Source organism: Salinivibrio sp. IB872, assembly GCF_001995345.1.
Classification (GTDB): Bacteria; Pseudomonadota; Gammaproteobacteria; order Enterobacterales; family Vibrionaceae; genus Salinivibrio; species Salinivibrio proteolyticus.
In genome coordinates, this window is record NZ_MUFO01000029.1 from 26,199 (window position 1) to 42,480 (window position 16,282).

The following is a 16,282-nucleotide window of genomic DNA, read 5'->3' on the forward strand; positions in this document are numbered from 1 at the left end:
CTAACTCCTTAACTCTCCTGCCGCTACTGCGCGTCACGCAAAGAGACGGCCGCAGTACGCTTCATCATGCGATAGACGGGCCAAGCACCAGCCACCATTAATGCAAGCATTGATAGCCCGATAGTGGTGGCATAGGTGAGCGGGAAAAAGCTCATGGTCATCGTCCAACCAAAGGAAGCTTTGAGCACCACATGGATTAGCATCCCCGCCAGCAGTAGCCCTAACGGAATTGCGATCACAGCGCTGGCACCCCCTAGGATCACCAACTGCCCGCCTCCGAGTGCAATCAACTCGCGCCCCGACAAACCTAAACAACGCAACAAACTGTACTGACGCTGGCGAGACAATTCGGTGGCCAACGTAGAGAAAAACAGACCACTGATGGCAACAATCAGCATCAATACACACAGACTTTCGGTCACCGTAAACGTACGGTCGAAAATGCGCATCGCGTACTGCATGATATCGGCTTGGTTTTGAACTTGGCCGTTACTGAGTGAGAATGTCCGACGAATCTGCGCAATAAACAGGTCGCTTTCAACGCCTTGATCGAGGACAACCGCCATCGATGGCCTGCCAGCAGTTAACCAGCCTCCTACGTCACCGCGCGCAGAAACCACTAGCTGACCGTAGGGGTTCCCGTAATCATAATAGACACCCGCAACTTGCCATCGCTCTCCCATCGGGGCGGGTAAGTTCACTATTTCACCCGCTTCCACACCGAATTTTGCAGCCAGCGACTCGCTGAGTAATACGGCTCGTTGCTGATGGAGCTGCGACCAGTAATCCGGTTGGGCGTTCTTGATTGCCAATGCTTGTTTCTCAAGGGGACGATTTCCAACCGAAAGGACTTCTAGTCGGCCTTGCGGTGCATCAAGCTCACGACGGTACGTTGTCCAAAACTGAGAGACATTGTCTTGCTTAACCAGCCAAGATTCCATGCGGGGCAATAGCTCATTACTAGGACGAACATACACATCCGCCGCGAGTCGCTGCTGTAGCCATGTTTCGGTGCTGGCACGAAAGCTGCCCACCATGGTTTCCATGCCAATATGTGCCGACACCGCCAACATAAAGGCCATTGCTGCCACACCGCGATAACTTAAACTGGCCGCCGCATCAGTAAAAAACCAACGCCAACGTGCGCCTTGGTGCCATTGCGCCAATAGATGAAATAAGCCGCCACACAAATAGGGTAAGACCAACGCGGCACTTAGCATGGTTAGCGCAATTAACGTAAAGCCTTGCCACTGGCTACTAGGCCAATACGACACACCCCACGCGGCTACCGCAAGCAACAACGCCAATACCGCTTGTACCGAAAACTCACGGCGAGTTCCACGTAATAACGTCATCCGCTGCGATAAGCGACCCGAAGGCGTTTTTATTAAGCGGATGAGTGGCCAAGCCGACGCCATTGCAGCACCTAGCAAGGCTAACAGTACACWGTATAATCCCCACTGCCATTGCCAGTGCATGATCAAGTCAACTTCGGCACCATATAGGTCAGACAATGTCGTGGCGACCGCAGGAAGCAGTTGTTTAGCCAGCAATAACCCAAGCACATTCCCGCTGATCACACCCAGTATGACCCAGCCGACTAACTCCATCGCCATCACTAGTGACAACTGCCGACCGTCTACGCCTAATTGCCGTAAGCCGCCGACCAGTGGCTGACGTTGGGTCATTGAGAGAGAAATAGCTTGATAGAAAATAAACAGCCCCACCACGAACGCGAGCAATCCCATCGCCAATAAATTGAGGTGAAATGCGTTGGTAAGTGGTCCTAACTGGGTGGTTTGGGTTTTCGCAAGTGTTAAAGCGGGGGGTAATAATTGGCGGATCTGCTCGCGCTCGGCCTGACTCAGTGCGCCACATAAGACTTCACTAATGCCGGCATGAGGAGACAAGGCACGCAATAGCGCCATATCCGCCACTAAGTAGGTGCCCATACTGAGCGCATCGTTATCGACAATACGCAACGGGCCAATCGCCGGATAATCTAGCAAGGGGATCATTTCTCCCGATTGCCACCCCTTGTGCGACGCCATCGCTTCCCCGACGTAAACGGGATAAGGTGGAGACATCGCATCGACGGGAGAAATGCCCTCACCGCCATCACCTTCGCTGAGCATGGGTAACATCGCGATCGTATCGACGCCCATCAGGTTGAGATCATCAAGTGACGGCGTCACAACTTGTAAACGCTCGATCGGCACACATTGGGTAAATCCCGCCCGACGTAAATCGATATAAAACGCTTGCGGTACGCGCTGCATGCGTTGGGTATGATGGATGCTAAACGGATAGGGATTACTAAATAGCTTAGCCCCTTCTCGGTAGCTTTTTTGCGCGTGTTGGTTGATCGATAATACGCCCACCAACAAGGCGATACCTAAGGTAAGCCCCAGCCAAACGAGTAATATTTGAAAAGGATGGCGGCGATAATGCCCCCATAACGCATTAGCGACGGGCCCGAACACTGAGCACGCCCCCTTGCAGCATAACGCTACCTTGTAAGTAATTGGCAACGGTTTCACTGTGCGTAACCACCAACAGGCCCGCTTCTTGTTGGCGCGTTAATGTGGTAAGTAGCCGCATGACGGCATCCGCATTACGCTCATCGAGGCTTCCCGTTGGTTCATCAGCCAATAACAGCTTGGGTTCCATATATAGCGCGCGCGCAATCGCAGTGCGCTGTTGTTGCCCCCCCGAGGCTTCCTCGGGGTAACGATTCAACAACGGCATCAAATCAAGTTGGGAGACAATCTGACGCCACAGCGCTGCATCGTCTTTCAAGCCTTTAAGTTGACGGCAAAAACGGATGTTATCGGCAATGGTCAGGGTTGGCAGTAGGTTAAATTGCTGAAAAATAAGGCCAATATTCTGGCGGCGAAATTGGGTACGCGCGCGCTCATTCATTTGATGAAGCGGTTTATCATTAAACCAGATTTCACCACTGTCGGCTTTGTCCAAGCCGGCAATCAGGTTAAGTAGCGTGCTTTTGCCCGACCCACTTTCCCCCATCAAGGCCAATTGATGGGTGGGAGAAACAGACAAAGCGGCACCTTGCAGCACGGGATGAAAATCACTTCCATCCTGATAGCCCTTACACAGCGCCTTAATTGCTAACATGCCAATCCGTACCCTTTAACGTCTAAATAGCAGCGATAAACGAGAAGTAAGTCACACTGTCTGAACGAATTCGCAATGTACCCCAATTAACACGCTGAGAAAAGGGCTAAAAACTGTGGGCAGCTTCCCATTATTATTTGATAACAAAATCAATTGCTGTCGCTAACCAAATTGTTCAGCCATACACCGGATTTAACACGGATGAGCGAGCCGACCCACTTTACCACCTCTTCGGTCGCCAATAAGGCATAAACCCAATAGACCGGCCACTCAAACACGACTGCGGCTGCCAGAACCACAGGAATACCGATCAACCACTGGGCAACAAAATCTTGCCCTAAGCAGTAACGCACGTCACCACCCGCACGCAACACCCCAACGATCATTGCCATCGGAATGGTTTTTACCACGATAAGCGCGCACATTGCCCAGTAGAAGTATCCGGTGATTTGCGCCGTTTCTCCGGTCAAGGCAGGGAAAAACCCTAGCACCCAAGGTTGAATAGCTAACATCACCAGCGCAATGAATACACCAGCAATAAAATTAAACACGCCCACTTGCCAAGCTTGTTGGTACGCAGTCTCGGTTTGCTTGGCGCCGAGATTATTCCCCACCAACACGGCGGCGGCATTGGCCGTGCCGATCAAAAACGACAAAGATAAGGATTCAACCGGCGTGATGACCGCGATGGCGGCAAGTCCGGCCTCATTCACATGTCCAATAATCGCGTGATAAACGAACAACCCGGACGACCACATTAAAAAGTTAAAGGCGGTGGGCAAGGACAATGCCAAGAAGCGCTTGACGGCTTTCAGTGTGAGGGACGAGACCCATTCCGCGCGCGAAAAGGCAACAAGATGTTGGCGCTGGTACAAGTACAGGTATAAAGCCAGCATTTCTACAATACCACTCAATGCGGTCGCGACTGCGGCACCTTTGGAGCCCATTTGAGGCGCCCCCCAGTGGCCAAAAATAAACACCCAGTTCAAGAGGATGTTAACGCTAATCCCCACGCCACTGAAAAACGTGCTGATCCCAGGCTTGTGCATGGCGCGCAAGCCAGCAGCTAACCCTGACACACTGGCCAGACAAAAAAGAGACAGACCCGCGATTTGCAGATAGTCTTTTCCTAACGCAATGACAGTAGGGTTATCACTGGCAACACTAATAATCGAATCTGCGTAGAGCCAAAAAATGAGTGCACTGAGTGCGGCGGTGGCATTGGTCAAGGTCACCGTGAGTGCAATTTTCTCGCGAAAGCCCTGCATATTACCTGCGCCCCAATACTGGGCAACCAGCATGGATCCACCTGTCATCGCGCCAAAAATCAGTAACGTTGAGACAAACATCGCTTTCCCGGCGATGCCAATCGCCGCGACATCGGCTTCACTCAACTGCCCCACCATCAAAATATCCACCAAGCTGCGGCTGGAAAACATCATGGTTTGCAGCGCAATGGGAATAGCAATTAACAGTAAACGCTTGAGAAAAACAGCATCAAAGAAAGGACGAGACAAGGCAGACACAGGCGACTCCACGCAACAACGAGAATGGCCTTAGTTTACTTGCCTTTATATGAAGAAAAAACCGCCAACTGGCGGTTTATATCGATTATTTTTGGGTTGTCTGTGCGGGCATCACCATCAAACTATCTGCTTGGTTTTGCGGCCAAATGAGATACTCGGCATGGTATTTAACAATTGACTTATAGGCAGTCACTTTCGTCGGTGCTAATCCTGCTTGATGTGCCCAACCAATAAAGGTGTTTTCTGGGCCACGCACGTACACACTTAACGGCTTAACCAATACGCCCTCTGAGTCAAAAGCCGCTTGCGTCGCATCGGAACACACTGCCAATGAATGCTGCCCGTCAGAGATCACTCTTACTTTGCGGTCAATGGTAGCGTCAGTATGCACCATCCACTGCGCCGCTTTTGCCGCATCGATTAGCTGGCATAGCTGGGTATGCATCACGGCGTTAGCCGGCGCACTTACCGGGAACCAAGCTTGGTAAACCGATTGAATTTGACGAAATTCCGCTTCTAACGCCGCTTTGGTGCCCGCACTACGGGCTCGCTGCATCCAACGTTGTAAATCGGCTTTCACACTATGATGAAAGCGCTGTTTTTTGGCCGCTTGTGCCACCCAACGTCCTAAAAACGCTTCTCGAGCAGCGGGAGCATCAACGAGTTTTCGCGCCGTAATGGCGGCTTCAATGTCTGCAAACGCGGTATTCACTACCGTCTGGATATGGGTCACGTAACTCATGGTTCTTTTCGCGCGAGTAACCAATAGAAAGCGGCAGAGAGTATCGCACAAATCGCGATAGCGCCAATCATCCCCCACGGCGTGCCATCAGAAACGACTGCTACCCCAGCCCCGACTAACGAGCCAATACCAAAGCGCATCGTCCCTGCCAACGACGATGCCGTACCGGCCATTTGGGGATAACAAGACAGTAAACAAGCCATGCTGTTACTGCCGATGGTCGAGATCACACCGACGTAGGTCATCACTGGGATCACGGTTCCCCAAAGACCAAGGTCTAACCACTGACAGACTGCGATCGCGATACCGGCAACCAGCTGAATTGTCAAGCCGAAACGCAGCATCCAGTGAGAGCCCATTTTGCGCACCAGCCGACCATTCAAAAAGGTCATGATGATCAAACAAACAATGTTAAGGCCAAACAGATAACCAAATGCCTTCGCACTGACGCCGTAATAGTCGATATAAACAAACGAGCCGGCAGTAAGAAACGAGAACATGCCGGCAAAAGAGAAGCCAGAGCAAAAGATCATACCGACGGCAAATGGCGTTTTCAGCATACGCGCATAGTTACGCAGTGAAGCTCCGATACGCAGCGGCGGACGATGATTTTGGGGCAAGGTCTCGGGAATTTTCACCACAATACAGACCATCACAAAACACGCCCAGCCGGCCAATACCCAAAAAATCGCACGCCAATCGAACCACGTCAGCAAATAGCCGCCAATCATGGGAGCAGCAAGCGGTGCAATGGTCATCACCAAGGTGATAAATGACATGGTGCGTGCAAACTCTTCACGCTCGAACATATCACGCACCAAAGCTTGAATGATCACGGCGGCCGCGGCTCCAGCAAAGCCTTGGGTAGAGCGAGCCAGCATCAATACGTTGATGTCTTCGGCGAGCGCACTGACGACAGCGCAGATAAAAAACAGTATCACCCCGCCAAGCATAACCGGCTTGCGTCCATAGCTGTCGGAGATTGGCCCGTGAAAAAGCTGGCCAATCGCAAATCCGGCCGTATATGCCACTAGGGTTGACTTCACCGCACTATTGGGTGCTCCCAAATCGCTAGCAATGGCTGGCATTGCAGGCAAATACATATCGATGGCAAGTGGTGTCAGCGCCGCGATCGCGCCCAAAATGATAATCAAAAGCCAACTGAGTTGTGTCGGTGACGCCGTGACAGCCGATGATTGCGACATAACACTCCTTAACGTGAAAGACAGAGCAATAGGAAATAACGTGAGGTAGATCGAATTGTAACAGTTTATTGTTTCTGTGCGGGAAAGAATGTCTTTCTTTTTGTTGTTATTGCATAGCGCAATAAGCAACGACACCCAGCATGAAATCTGGGCGCAGATTGTCTCTCTCGCAACAAAAAACAGTGTTCGGCGGGAATATAAAGGAGTCTGGCTGACAGACTCCTGAAAAAGACACCCCATTTTTCGCCCCTGTGCGGGTAACGGAATGCCTAAGGCGTACTTTTATTTGATAAACATGGCCACTTCATCAGCGGTCAATGGGCGATATTCGCCCGGCTCAAGAGAGTCGTCCAAACATAGCGGCCCAACAGACTCACGGTGCAATGCCTCAACACGGTTACCCACCGCAGCAAACATGCGCTTCACCTGATGGTACTTCCCTTCTTGAATAGTCAGCAGCACCTCACACTCATCCACCTTTTCGAGCTTCGCTGGTAAGGTCTCTTCTTTTTCACCGCGTAACATAACACCCTGCTCAAACTGAGCGGCGACATCATCGGCGAGTGGGTCCGCTAACCATACACGATAGGTTTTATCACATTTATGCTTGGGTGAAGTAATGCGGTGTGACCACTGTCCATCGTCGGTTAATAACAGCAAGCCTGTTGTATCAGCGTCTAATCGGCCAGCGATATGCAGTTTCTCCGCATTCACTTCTTCTAAAAGCACAAACACCGTGGGGTTGAACGCATCTTCATGGGAACAAACCACACCCGCGGGTTTGTGCATCATAAAGTAACGCGGCCCGGACAGCATCAGTCGCTGGCCTTCAAACTCAACCTCAGCATCGTCGCTGATTTTAACGGCGCCAGATTTGATCACCTCACCGTTGACCGTAATCGCTTCACTTTTCAGAACGCGTGCTGCTTGCTTTCGCGTCACCCCTAAGGTCTCACATAAAAACTTATCTAATCGCATGTGACTGCTCGTTACACCTGTATTTGCGGCGATTATACGTCACATAGGCAGTAAGACACAGATCAAGTTTCAATGGATTGACCTGCATACTGAACGGCCGTGACATAAACTTGTCTCATGCTATCGCCAATCCACAAATTAGATGCAAGGCCTCACGCAGGCTTTTTGTTGAGACGACGAGTCCGTCACATCGTGCCAATGCAACACGTTGTGGCGATTGAGCCTAACTAATGACTGGGTATGATACTGACGTCTCTCGACTAATCAGTGATAAATAAGGTAACACTATGATTGTTTCTCTTCGCCAGCCGGACGCTAATGCTTTTGAAACGCTAATCGCCATGTCGCGCGCGCAGCACGAGCATGAAGCGCTTCCCTTCGAACGCGAACCTGTAGAAATAGCGTTTAAAACGCTACTCTCACAACCAGAGCGTGGGGCTGTATTTCTGATTGATGTTGAGCATAATGGCGAGTGCGAGACCATTGGCTACTTGGTCTTGGTGTACAGCTTTAGCGTTGAAAATGGTGGCAGCGTGGGCGTGATTGATCAGTTTTTTATCGCACAAAACTGGCGGCGCCAAGGTGTCGGCTCTCAAGTGATCCCCTTGGTCGAAGCGACCGCCAAGCAGCATGACTGTGTCGCGGTGATCCTCGAGGTCAACATTGGTAACAAAGGTGCCCGCTTGTTTTATGAGCAATTTGATTACCAACCTCGCCGTCAGCACTGCATTATGTCAAAGCGCCTGTAAAGTCCTGTACCTCGCCCCATAAGTCAGTAAAATTAAACGGCCTTAAAAGGGCCGTTTTTTGTGGAACAAATTCATCGCCAACCACCGCGAACCGCCAACGCTTTTGGTGGTTAACTCCAATACACTGAGAATAACCCTGACTACTGATTATTATGTATACCCTTCGTCCTTATCAGTCTGACGCCGTTAAAGGTGTGCTTCATTATTTTCGTCGTCACAGCACGCCTGCCGTCGCCGTACTCCCCACAGGCGCAGGCAAAAGCTTGGTGATTGCAGAGCTTGCTCGCATCGCGAAAGGACGCGTTCTCGTACTCGCCCATGTAAAAGAGCTCGTCGAACAGAATCATGCTAAATATGAAGGATATGGGCTAACCGGAGGCATCTTCTCCGCAGGGTTGGGACGAAAAGAATCACACGAGAAAGTGGTGTTTGCCTCAGTACAATCGGTGGTACGCAACTTGGAAGCATTCGCGGATCAGTTTTCGCTGCTGGTTATCGACGAGTGCCACCGCGTACCTGACAATCAAGATAGTAGCTACCGCCGCGTCATTAGCCATTTACAAAGCGTGAATGCCGGATTAAAAGTATTGGGACTCACTGCGACCCCCTATCGGCTGGGCCAAGGCTGGATTTATCAGTATCACACCAGTGGAAAAGTCCGCACCACCGAAGCGCGTTTTTTTCGTGACTGCGTCTTCGAGCTACCAATTAGCCATTTGCTCGATGAAGGATTTTTAACCCCTGCCCATGTGCTGGATGCTCCCTTACTCAGTTACGACTTTTCGCAAGTCTCTCGCACCGCCAACGGTTACTACCGTGAAGCCGATTTAGAGAAGGTCGTGGCCAATGCACCACGCGCAACGCCGCAAATCATTGAGCAGGTAATGTCCTATGCCAAGCAGCGTCAGGGCGTCATGATTTTTGCCGCGACCGTCAATCACGCGAAGGAAGTGCTCGCGCTACTGCCTCCACAAGAATCCGCCTTGATTATTGGTGATACCCCCGGTCCTGAACGCGATGCGCTGATCCAAGCCTTTAAGCAAAAGCAGCTCAAATACTTGGTCAATGTTTCTGTTCTAACCACAGGGTTTGATGCCCCTCACGTCGATTTAATTGCCATTTTACGTCCAACCGAATCAGTCAGTTTGTATCAACAAATTGCTGGCCGTGGCTTGCGCCTTTCTCCCGGGAAAAAAGACTGTTTAATCCTCGATTATGCCGGCAACGTCTACGACTTGTATCAACCCGAAATCGGCATGCCAAAGCCAGATAGCGACAGTGAACTCGTTACCGTTCCTTGCCCTGCCTGTGGATTTAATAACAGCTTCTGGGGGAAACTCGACGACAATGGTTTTTTGATTGAGCATTATGGTCGTCAATGCCAAGGGTACTTGGAAGACGACGACGGCGAACGCGAAATATGTGGTTACCGTTTTCGCGCCAAATTCTGCGATGAATGCGGTGCTGATAACGATATCGCCGCGCGGCGCTGTCATCAGTGTGATAATCCATTGGTCGATCCGGACAAAAAGCTCCGTGAAGCACTTAAACTCAAAGATGCACTGGTGATGGCTTGTGTGGATCTATCACTCACTGCAGGAAAAAACCGTTATCAAAAACCTCAGTTGAAAGTGACCTATCACACCAGTGACGGAACAGATCTTCATGAAGTATGGCCGCTTGCAACTAAGAAACAAAAGCAGGATGTGCTAGCACGCTTTGTCCGCCCCCACTTGATCGATAGACACCGCCCCTTTACCGACACGGCCGCAACCAAAATTGCGGCGGCACAACACAGGTTTCGGGCACCGGACTTTATCGTCGCGCGCAAACAAGGACGTTTTTGGCACTTACGCCAAAAGATTTTTGATGTTGATGAGTTTCTCTCGCAAGATCGCCTTGATGCATTGCTTGCCCAAAGTCGCGGCCAACAATTCGCCGATGCCGACCTCTAACGCACGCGATTGCGCCATCCTGCGCGTTATGGCTTGTTTTACCCCCCAAGCAGTGCTAATATCCGCGCTCGTTTTTGGGTACTGAGTTAGGTCGCTACGCTCAGTACTGTATTTTCACTCTAAAGAGAGTTATTAATTATGATGAAATTCGAAGCTGAAGTACGCGCAGAGAAAGGTAAAGGTGCGAGCCGCCGCCTGCGTCATCAGAAGAAATTCCCTGCTATCGTTTACGGTGGTAACCAAGAGCCTGTATCTATCGCACTTGACCACCCAGTTGTTGTTAACCAAATGGACAAGCCTGAGTTCTACGAAGGCATCATCCTGGTTATCGATGGCCAAGAAGTTAAAGTGAAGCCACAAGACATCCAACGTCACCCGTTCAAGCCAAAAGTTGAACACATGGACTTCATCCGCATCTAATTCCTCAGCGAATAATGATGTGATAAAAGGCGCCCACGGGCGTCTTTTTTTTATCCCGAGCATTCATGACCTAGCGCAAAAGTAAGGTTTACATGTCATGAAAATGTCATAAATGGAGACCTAGATCAAAAAAGGGAGAATGAACGTGATAACAGCATTCCAATTTGACTATTAAGTTGATTAACTTAGCCTCCCTTTTAATACACATGTTATATCCCACCATGAAAAAAAGCATTTTTGTTGTTGCATTTATGTCCTTGGCGTTAATGTTAACGGGCTGCTCAGCCACCAATACTCTCGTTAAAAAACGTAACCTTGATGTGCAAACCAAAATGAGTAACACCGTCTTTTTAGACCCAGTGGCTCCTTCAAAACGCACCGTGTTCTTACAAATTCGCAACACTTCCGATAAGCCTAATCTCGATATTAAGTCTGATATTAAAGCGAATATTGAAAGCCGCGGATATAAAGTCCTCGACAATCCAGATAAAGCTCACTACATGATCCAAGCGAATATTCTGCAAGTCGGTAAATCAGATCTGCGTGATAGCGAAAACTTCCTATCTCAGGGCTTTGGAAGCGCCGTTGGTGGCGCCCTTGTTGGTGCTCAATTTGGCGGCGGTTCAGGCCGAGGTGCAACATCTCTCGCAGGTGCGGCTATTGGCTTGGTTGCTGATGCGTTGGTTGAGGACGTTTATTATTCAATGATTACCGACCTACAAATCTCAGAGCGCGCCTCTGCAGGTGTCGTAGTAACTGAAGCGCTTGATTCTCAACTTGCGCAAGGCACGAACAGTAAGAAGGTCGTAACATCAACCCAAGAAACACAATGGAAACGATATCAAACACGTGTTCTTTCCACTGCCAATAAAGTTAACCTAGAGTTTGCTGAGGCTGAGCCTGTGTTGAAGCAAGGCTTAGTGCAGTCGATCAGTGGGCTTCTATAAAGTGACTAAGCGCGCTTCACCGAGGCGCGCTTTTATCTCGTCATCTTTTTCACAAATACGACAACAAATAACGCCATCGTAAAGCTGCCAAGAAACGCTTCAAAGGCGGCAATAAAACGCGCCACGCCGTGAGGAGATATATCACCGTAGCCGAGGGTGGTAAAGGTGACAACACTAAAATATACCGCGTTCAACAATTCATAAAAGTATCGCTGCCAGCCAGTCACATACGGATAGATGGGATTGCTTTGTGTGGTGCCAAGGGCAAAATACGCGAGCGCACACGACACAATCACCAGAACCGAAAAGACCACCACGCGCAGCGGATCTTCACCGTAGCCGCAAAAGAGATCAACAATCTTGGAAAGCCAACGTCGAAAACTCAACTTAGGCATTTGGTAGCGCCGAAACCGCATCTCTTTTTTAAAAAAATACCCAGCGATTTCAAATAACCCCTGCTTTTCGCATTGCTTGCGCACGTTTCGGCAAACTTCTTCGGCCTCTTGAAATAACGATTTTCGCCTTGCCGGATCACGCTCTTTGTAGGCCAGTCGTTCTTGCTTAAGCTCTTTTCCCCAGTCCACATTCTCAAGGCCTGCACGAGCCAGATCAGCGCCTAACAAATTGCTGCCATCTAGCCGTGCACAGTTTAAATTCGCGCGTAGCAAGTTGGCTTTCATTAATGAGGCGCCGCGTAAATCCAATCCAAAGCAATGCGCTTCAGCCATGTTTGCCCGATAAAAATCCGCGCCTTGGCACGAGTAGCCTTCACGACTTCCTCGGTTTACCAAATCAATGTCCGTCAGGTCAGTTCGCGCCAGTTGAAAGCCATCAAGCGGTTTTCCTGATGCCGCCCATTTTTCCACGTCGGCTTTTACGTCATGACCACATTTATCAATGTCCGGATCATGCCAATAGCATAGCCCGGACTGTCCGGCTGGCTGATCGCAACACCAGCCTTTGCTGCTTTTAAATGAACAAGTTTGACTGCGCATGCCCTCGCCCTCCTTACCTAAGTTTAGAAACACTCGGTAATGGCGCCACTTATGACCAGTGAAATAATCAAAGCCAGAAAGAGAACGATGAGCCCAATGCTTACTGGGTGGGGTCCTCATCATCAAACAATGAGGGTTGTTGCGGGATCGGTTGAGTATTTAAGGCAGCATCGCGCATCTGTTTGCGCTTGGCACGCATGATGCGCTCATAACGCTGATGGCAAAGGCGAACAACATTACGTTTTTGTTCATTGGTTAATTCAAACCAATGAAAGCGTTCTTCGCGACTGCGAAAACACCCCTTGCAATAGCCTTTATTGTTCACTTCGCAGATGCCTTTGCATGGACTTGGCACCTCGAAGAAATCCAGTTGTTCCACGTCTACCTCCCTGCTCGTCTATTCATTCAAGCGGGCACAGGGCAGAAATGCAAGTTTGGTTAAAACAAGCCTAATTGTGGCAAGGCTAAGGTATCAAACTCTTTACCAATAAACGGCAAAATACCATCGGCAACGGGCTTAAGCTGCTTATCAATATAATGCTGATAATCAATCGGGCTACGCCGGTAAGCAAGGGGTTCGGGGCCATTAACGGTGATCACGTATTCAATCCAGCCACCGCGTTGATACTGCTGAGCGCGCCCACGCTGATGATTTTCGCTATCAGCTAAGCGTGCCGCGCGCACATGGGGCGGCACATTCTTTTGATATTCCGATAACGGACGACGAAGCCGCTTACGGTATACTAGGCGCTCATCGTGCTCGCCTTTGCTAGTACTGGTCACCAGCTCACGAATAAACTCGTCCACCTCTTCGCCATCGAAGACGCGTTGATAGAGCTGTTGCTGAAATTGCTGTGCAAGCGGTGTCCAATCGGTTCTCACCGTTTCCAAACCTTTAAACACGWTCTCAGCGCGACCCGATTCCCTGTCCACAACGCGACCCGCATATCGCTTTTTACTACCGGTCTCTTGGCCTCGAATGGTGGGCATCAAAAAACGCTGGTAATGGGTTTCATACTCAATCTCTAGCGCCGATTCAAGAGCATAAGTGTCTTGTAGGTGCTGACGCCACCAGCTATTAACGTGATCAACCAGCGATTGACCAATAGCATCAGCGTCCTCACTCGCCTTATCACCGCCCAAGGACACAAAGGTCGAGTCTGTATCGCCATAGATCACTTCATAGCCTTGTGCCTCAATCAGTTCACGAGTGGTTTTCATAATCTCATGCCCCCGCATCGTAATCGACGACGCTAGTCGGTGATCAAAGAAACGACACCCTGACGATCCTAGCACCCCATAAAACGAGTTCATGATGATTTTTAACGCTTGTGAGAAGGCTTTTTCTCCCGCTTTTTTAGCGCGATCGCGAGCTTGCCATAAATCATCAATCAATGCCGGCAAGTAATGCTTTTCTCGGTGAAACACACCACCGCGAAAGCCGGGCACAATATCGTGCTCTTCGCCTACTTGTTGTGACTTTAAGCCTTCAACCAGCCCTAGCGGATCAATCAAAAACGTACGAATAATAGACGGGTATAGCGACTTAAAATCCAACACCAGCACCGAGTGATAAAGGCCGGGTTTAGAGTCCATTACATAGCCGCCTGGGCTTGCAATCCAACCGTCGCTGGCCAAATTAGGCGCCACATACCCCGAGCGATGTAAGCGCGGGAGATACAAGTTGGTAAACGCGGCAACAGAACCTCCGACCCGATCTAGCTCGACACCGGTGAGGCGCGAGCGCTCAATCATAAAATCAAGCAAATGCGTATGGGCAAAAATGCGATTAACCAATCGGCAGTCTTGCAAGTTATAGGTAGCGAGCGCGACTTTATCGTGATGAAACATGCGATTGATAGACGCCATACGATCATGCGGATCGTCGATGGCCTTTCCCTCACCAAGCAGCGTTTGCGCGACTGACTCAAGCGCCCAAGAGCGAAAACCATAGGTCGCTGTTTTCAGCGCATCAATTCCATCAATGACCACACGTCCCGCCAAACTAATAAAGCCAGACTTATTGGCATTTCCTTCTCGCCAATAGGCACTCTCACCGCCGCGGCCAATACGGAGTGACTTTTGGTGACGCTGCGCGCGCTTGACCAGCAAACGGAAATCAAAATCAATGACGTTCCATCCCACCACTACATCGGGATCATAGGTGCTAAACCAGCGCTCAAGCGCCGATAACAAGGCGACTTCGTCGCTAACCCATTCTATCCATGCGGGGGCGTCGGGTTGTGGTGCCCCGACCATGATCACGCGGCTATCCATGTCACTGTCTAAACCAATCGAGTACAGCTGACCTTTTTCTGAGCATTCAATATCCAGTGATACATGGCGTAATTGTGGCGTATACGCCTGCGCCTTTGCTTTACCTTGGGTCACTTCGAGGTAACCTGCTCGCTGACGCGCATTACCGGTAAACAGCAAGCTGCCACAAATATAGCGCTCCATTAGATAGCGATCCGCAAGACGCAAATCCCCTTCATAGAGTGGAATGGCGGCGCCACTTAATACACGTTGCCCTTCTTGGGCGCGTTTGACGGTACTGAGGTAACAGGCGACCAAAGGAATATGTTGAAAGGTCGCCAACGGGACGGTTTTGCAGTAAGCGTGCGGGTCGACAGAAGGAAGCAGTGCTTGTGCACGTTGTTGCTCTTCTTGGGGGATAAAAAAGACGCTTTGTTGATTCTCAATACAGAGTTTAACCGGACCATCAGGTGTAGAGAGCCACAGCACGATGGTACTCGATTCGCCTCGATCACGTTGTTGGCGCGTAATAACGAACCCTTTTTGAACATACGGTTGAGACGTTGTCGATAAAGCCACTATTTAGCATCTAACCCAAGAAATCATCCTAAGAGTGTAACAAACCGACAAAAGCACTGTATAGATAAGGCTCTTCACCGGATGTGGTGGAAAGTCATATCAAGCCCCCCAAAATAGAACAGTATCGCTGTCTTGAACCGTTGTTTGTTTCTAAAGCCTTTGGCTCTAAGCTTCATGTATTGGATTTTGGCATTTATAGCCTCCGCCAAGCCATTCGATGCCTTAAGCCGCATTGCATTAAGGATTGCTGGTAAGTGCTTTTTCACTGTCGCCGCTGCTGCCATCAATGGTTTAATTCCACTTGCTTTAACTAAAGCAAGCCACTCTAGCCATTGATTCCTTGCGCTTCTGATCGAACCTCCGTACCAGATCAGTATTGCTTGCTCTTTGAGCAACCAGCTAAGGCTTGTATCTATCATGAGCTTGGCCAATCTGTTTATACGCTCCCTCAGGCGACCTGTGAGGTTTCTATTTCTTTTGAGCCAGCCATAACGCGTTCTGTAGCACTCTCGTTTAAGGTATGGCGGTAGACGGTTAACCTCTTGCTTGCGAACATCGTCAACAGCTTTGGTGAGCACTTTTGCTACGTGGAAATGATCAACTGCAATCAGGCGTTTAGATCGTGAGCCAAAGAAGGACTCGGTTGCATTCATAAAAGCTTGGCTCATATCCATCGAGACTGAGCGGACCTGTTGTTTAGAGATGTTAGGCAGCACTCGATAGCAGTTTGCTAAGCTTTGTTCACTTTTACCGTCGGCAACAGCGAGAACTTGGCCCGTTCGGCTCGACATCACA

14 protein-coding genes are annotated in these 16,282 nt (G+C 49.9%); 4 read left to right on the plus strand and 10 right to left on the minus strand.

Annotated features, from left to right (window positions below; genetic code table 11):
* Nucleotides 1-23 precede the first annotated feature (23 nt).
* The 6 genes from BZJ18_RS12050 to rsuA all read right to left on the minus strand — a co-directional run bounded on the left by BZJ18_RS12050 (nt 24) and on the right by rsuA (nt 7,586).
* Nucleotides 24-2,483, minus strand: a complete 2,460-nt coding sequence (locus BZJ18_RS12050) for an ABC transporter permease (protein WP_077457045.1) — start codon at nt 2,481-2,483, stop codon at nt 24-26.
* On the minus strand, nt 2,464-3,135 hold the full coding sequence (locus tag BZJ18_RS12055) for an ABC transporter ATP-binding protein (protein ID WP_077457047.1): 672 nt from the start codon (nt 3,133-3,135) through the stop codon (nt 2,464-2,466). The genes BZJ18_RS12050 and BZJ18_RS12055 overlap by 20 nt, the downstream gene beginning before the upstream one ends.
* Nucleotides 3,136-3,284: 149 nt before the next feature.
* The gene (locus tag BZJ18_RS12060; RefSeq protein ID WP_274532564.1) at nt 3,285-4,661 is read right to left on the minus strand and encodes an MATE family efflux transporter; all 1,377 of its coding nucleotides are present in this window, start codon (nt 4,659-4,661) and stop codon (nt 3,285-3,287) included.
* Between the two features lie 85 nt (nt 4,662-4,746).
* On the minus strand, nt 4,747-5,403 hold the full coding sequence (locus BZJ18_RS12065) for a DUF2913 family protein (RefSeq protein ID WP_077457051.1): 657 nt from the start codon (nt 5,401-5,403) through the stop codon (nt 4,747-4,749).
* Nucleotides 5,400-6,848 carry a Bcr/CflA family multidrug efflux MFS transporter gene (locus BZJ18_RS12070; protein WP_077457053.1) on the minus strand — a complete coding sequence of 483 codons (1,449 nt, stop codon included), beginning with the start codon at nt 6,846-6,848 and terminating at the stop codon, nt 5,400-5,402. The genes BZJ18_RS12065 and BZJ18_RS12070 overlap by 4 nt, the downstream gene beginning before the upstream one ends.
* A 42-nt stretch (nt 6,849-6,890) precedes the next feature.
* Nucleotides 6,891-7,586, minus strand: a complete 696-nt coding sequence (rsuA, locus tag BZJ18_RS12075) for a 16S rRNA pseudouridine(516) synthase RsuA (protein ID WP_077457055.1) — start codon at nt 7,584-7,586, stop codon at nt 6,891-6,893.
* A 287-nt stretch (nt 7,587-7,873) separates the two neighbouring features.
* On the opposite strand from rsuA, the gene BZJ18_RS12080 reads away from it, so the two are divergent.
* From BZJ18_RS12080 to BZJ18_RS12095, 4 genes are all read left to right on the plus strand, one after another.
* Nucleotides 7,874-8,335, plus strand: a complete 462-nt coding sequence (locus BZJ18_RS12080; protein WP_077457057.1) for a GNAT family N-acetyltransferase — start codon at nt 7,874-7,876, stop codon at nt 8,333-8,335.
* 152 nt (nt 8,336-8,487) lie between these two features.
* Nucleotides 8,488-10,290 (plus strand): DEAD/DEAH box helicase, encoded by a 1,803-nt coding sequence (locus BZJ18_RS12085; RefSeq protein WP_077457059.1) that lies wholly within the window; start codon nt 8,488-8,490, stop codon nt 10,288-10,290.
* Nucleotides 10,291-10,431: 141 nt separating this feature from the next.
* Entirely contained in the window at nt 10,432-10,710 is a 279-nt protein-coding gene (gene rplY, locus BZJ18_RS12090) for a 50S ribosomal protein L25 (RefSeq protein ID WP_069588543.1), read from the plus strand.
* Between the two features lie 221 nt (nt 10,711-10,931).
* Nucleotides 10,932-11,657 carry a complement resistance protein TraT gene (locus BZJ18_RS12095; RefSeq protein WP_077457073.1) on the plus strand — a complete coding sequence of 242 codons (726 nt, stop codon included), beginning with the start codon at nt 10,932-10,934 and terminating at the stop codon, nt 11,655-11,657.
* 32 nt (nt 11,658-11,689) lie between these two features.
* Here the strand turns inward: BZJ18_RS12095 and BZJ18_RS12100 are convergent, their stop codons facing one another.
* The 4 genes from BZJ18_RS12100 to BZJ18_RS12115 form a co-directional block, all read right to left on the minus strand.
* Nucleotides 11,690-12,652: an ion channel gene (locus tag BZJ18_RS12100; protein WP_077457061.1), complete on the minus strand. Its 963-nt coding sequence runs from the start codon at nt 12,650-12,652 to the stop codon at nt 11,690-11,692.
* 100 nt (nt 12,653-12,752) lie between these two features.
* Complete coding sequence (locus BZJ18_RS12105; RefSeq protein ID WP_077457063.1) at nt 12,753-13,031, minus strand: DUF1289 domain-containing protein; 279 nt, start codon at nt 13,029-13,031, stop codon at nt 12,753-12,755.
* A 59-nt stretch (nt 13,032-13,090) separates the two neighbouring features.
* Nucleotides 13,091-15,490: a DNA polymerase II gene (locus BZJ18_RS12110; protein ID WP_443216509.1), complete on the minus strand. Its 2,400-nt coding sequence runs from the start codon at nt 15,488-15,490 to the stop codon at nt 13,091-13,093.
* A gap of 71 nt (nt 15,491-15,561) precedes the next feature.
* On the minus strand, nt 15,562-16,282 hold a 721-nt coding region (locus tag BZJ18_RS12115; protein WP_198532237.1), incomplete at its 5' end, for a transposase.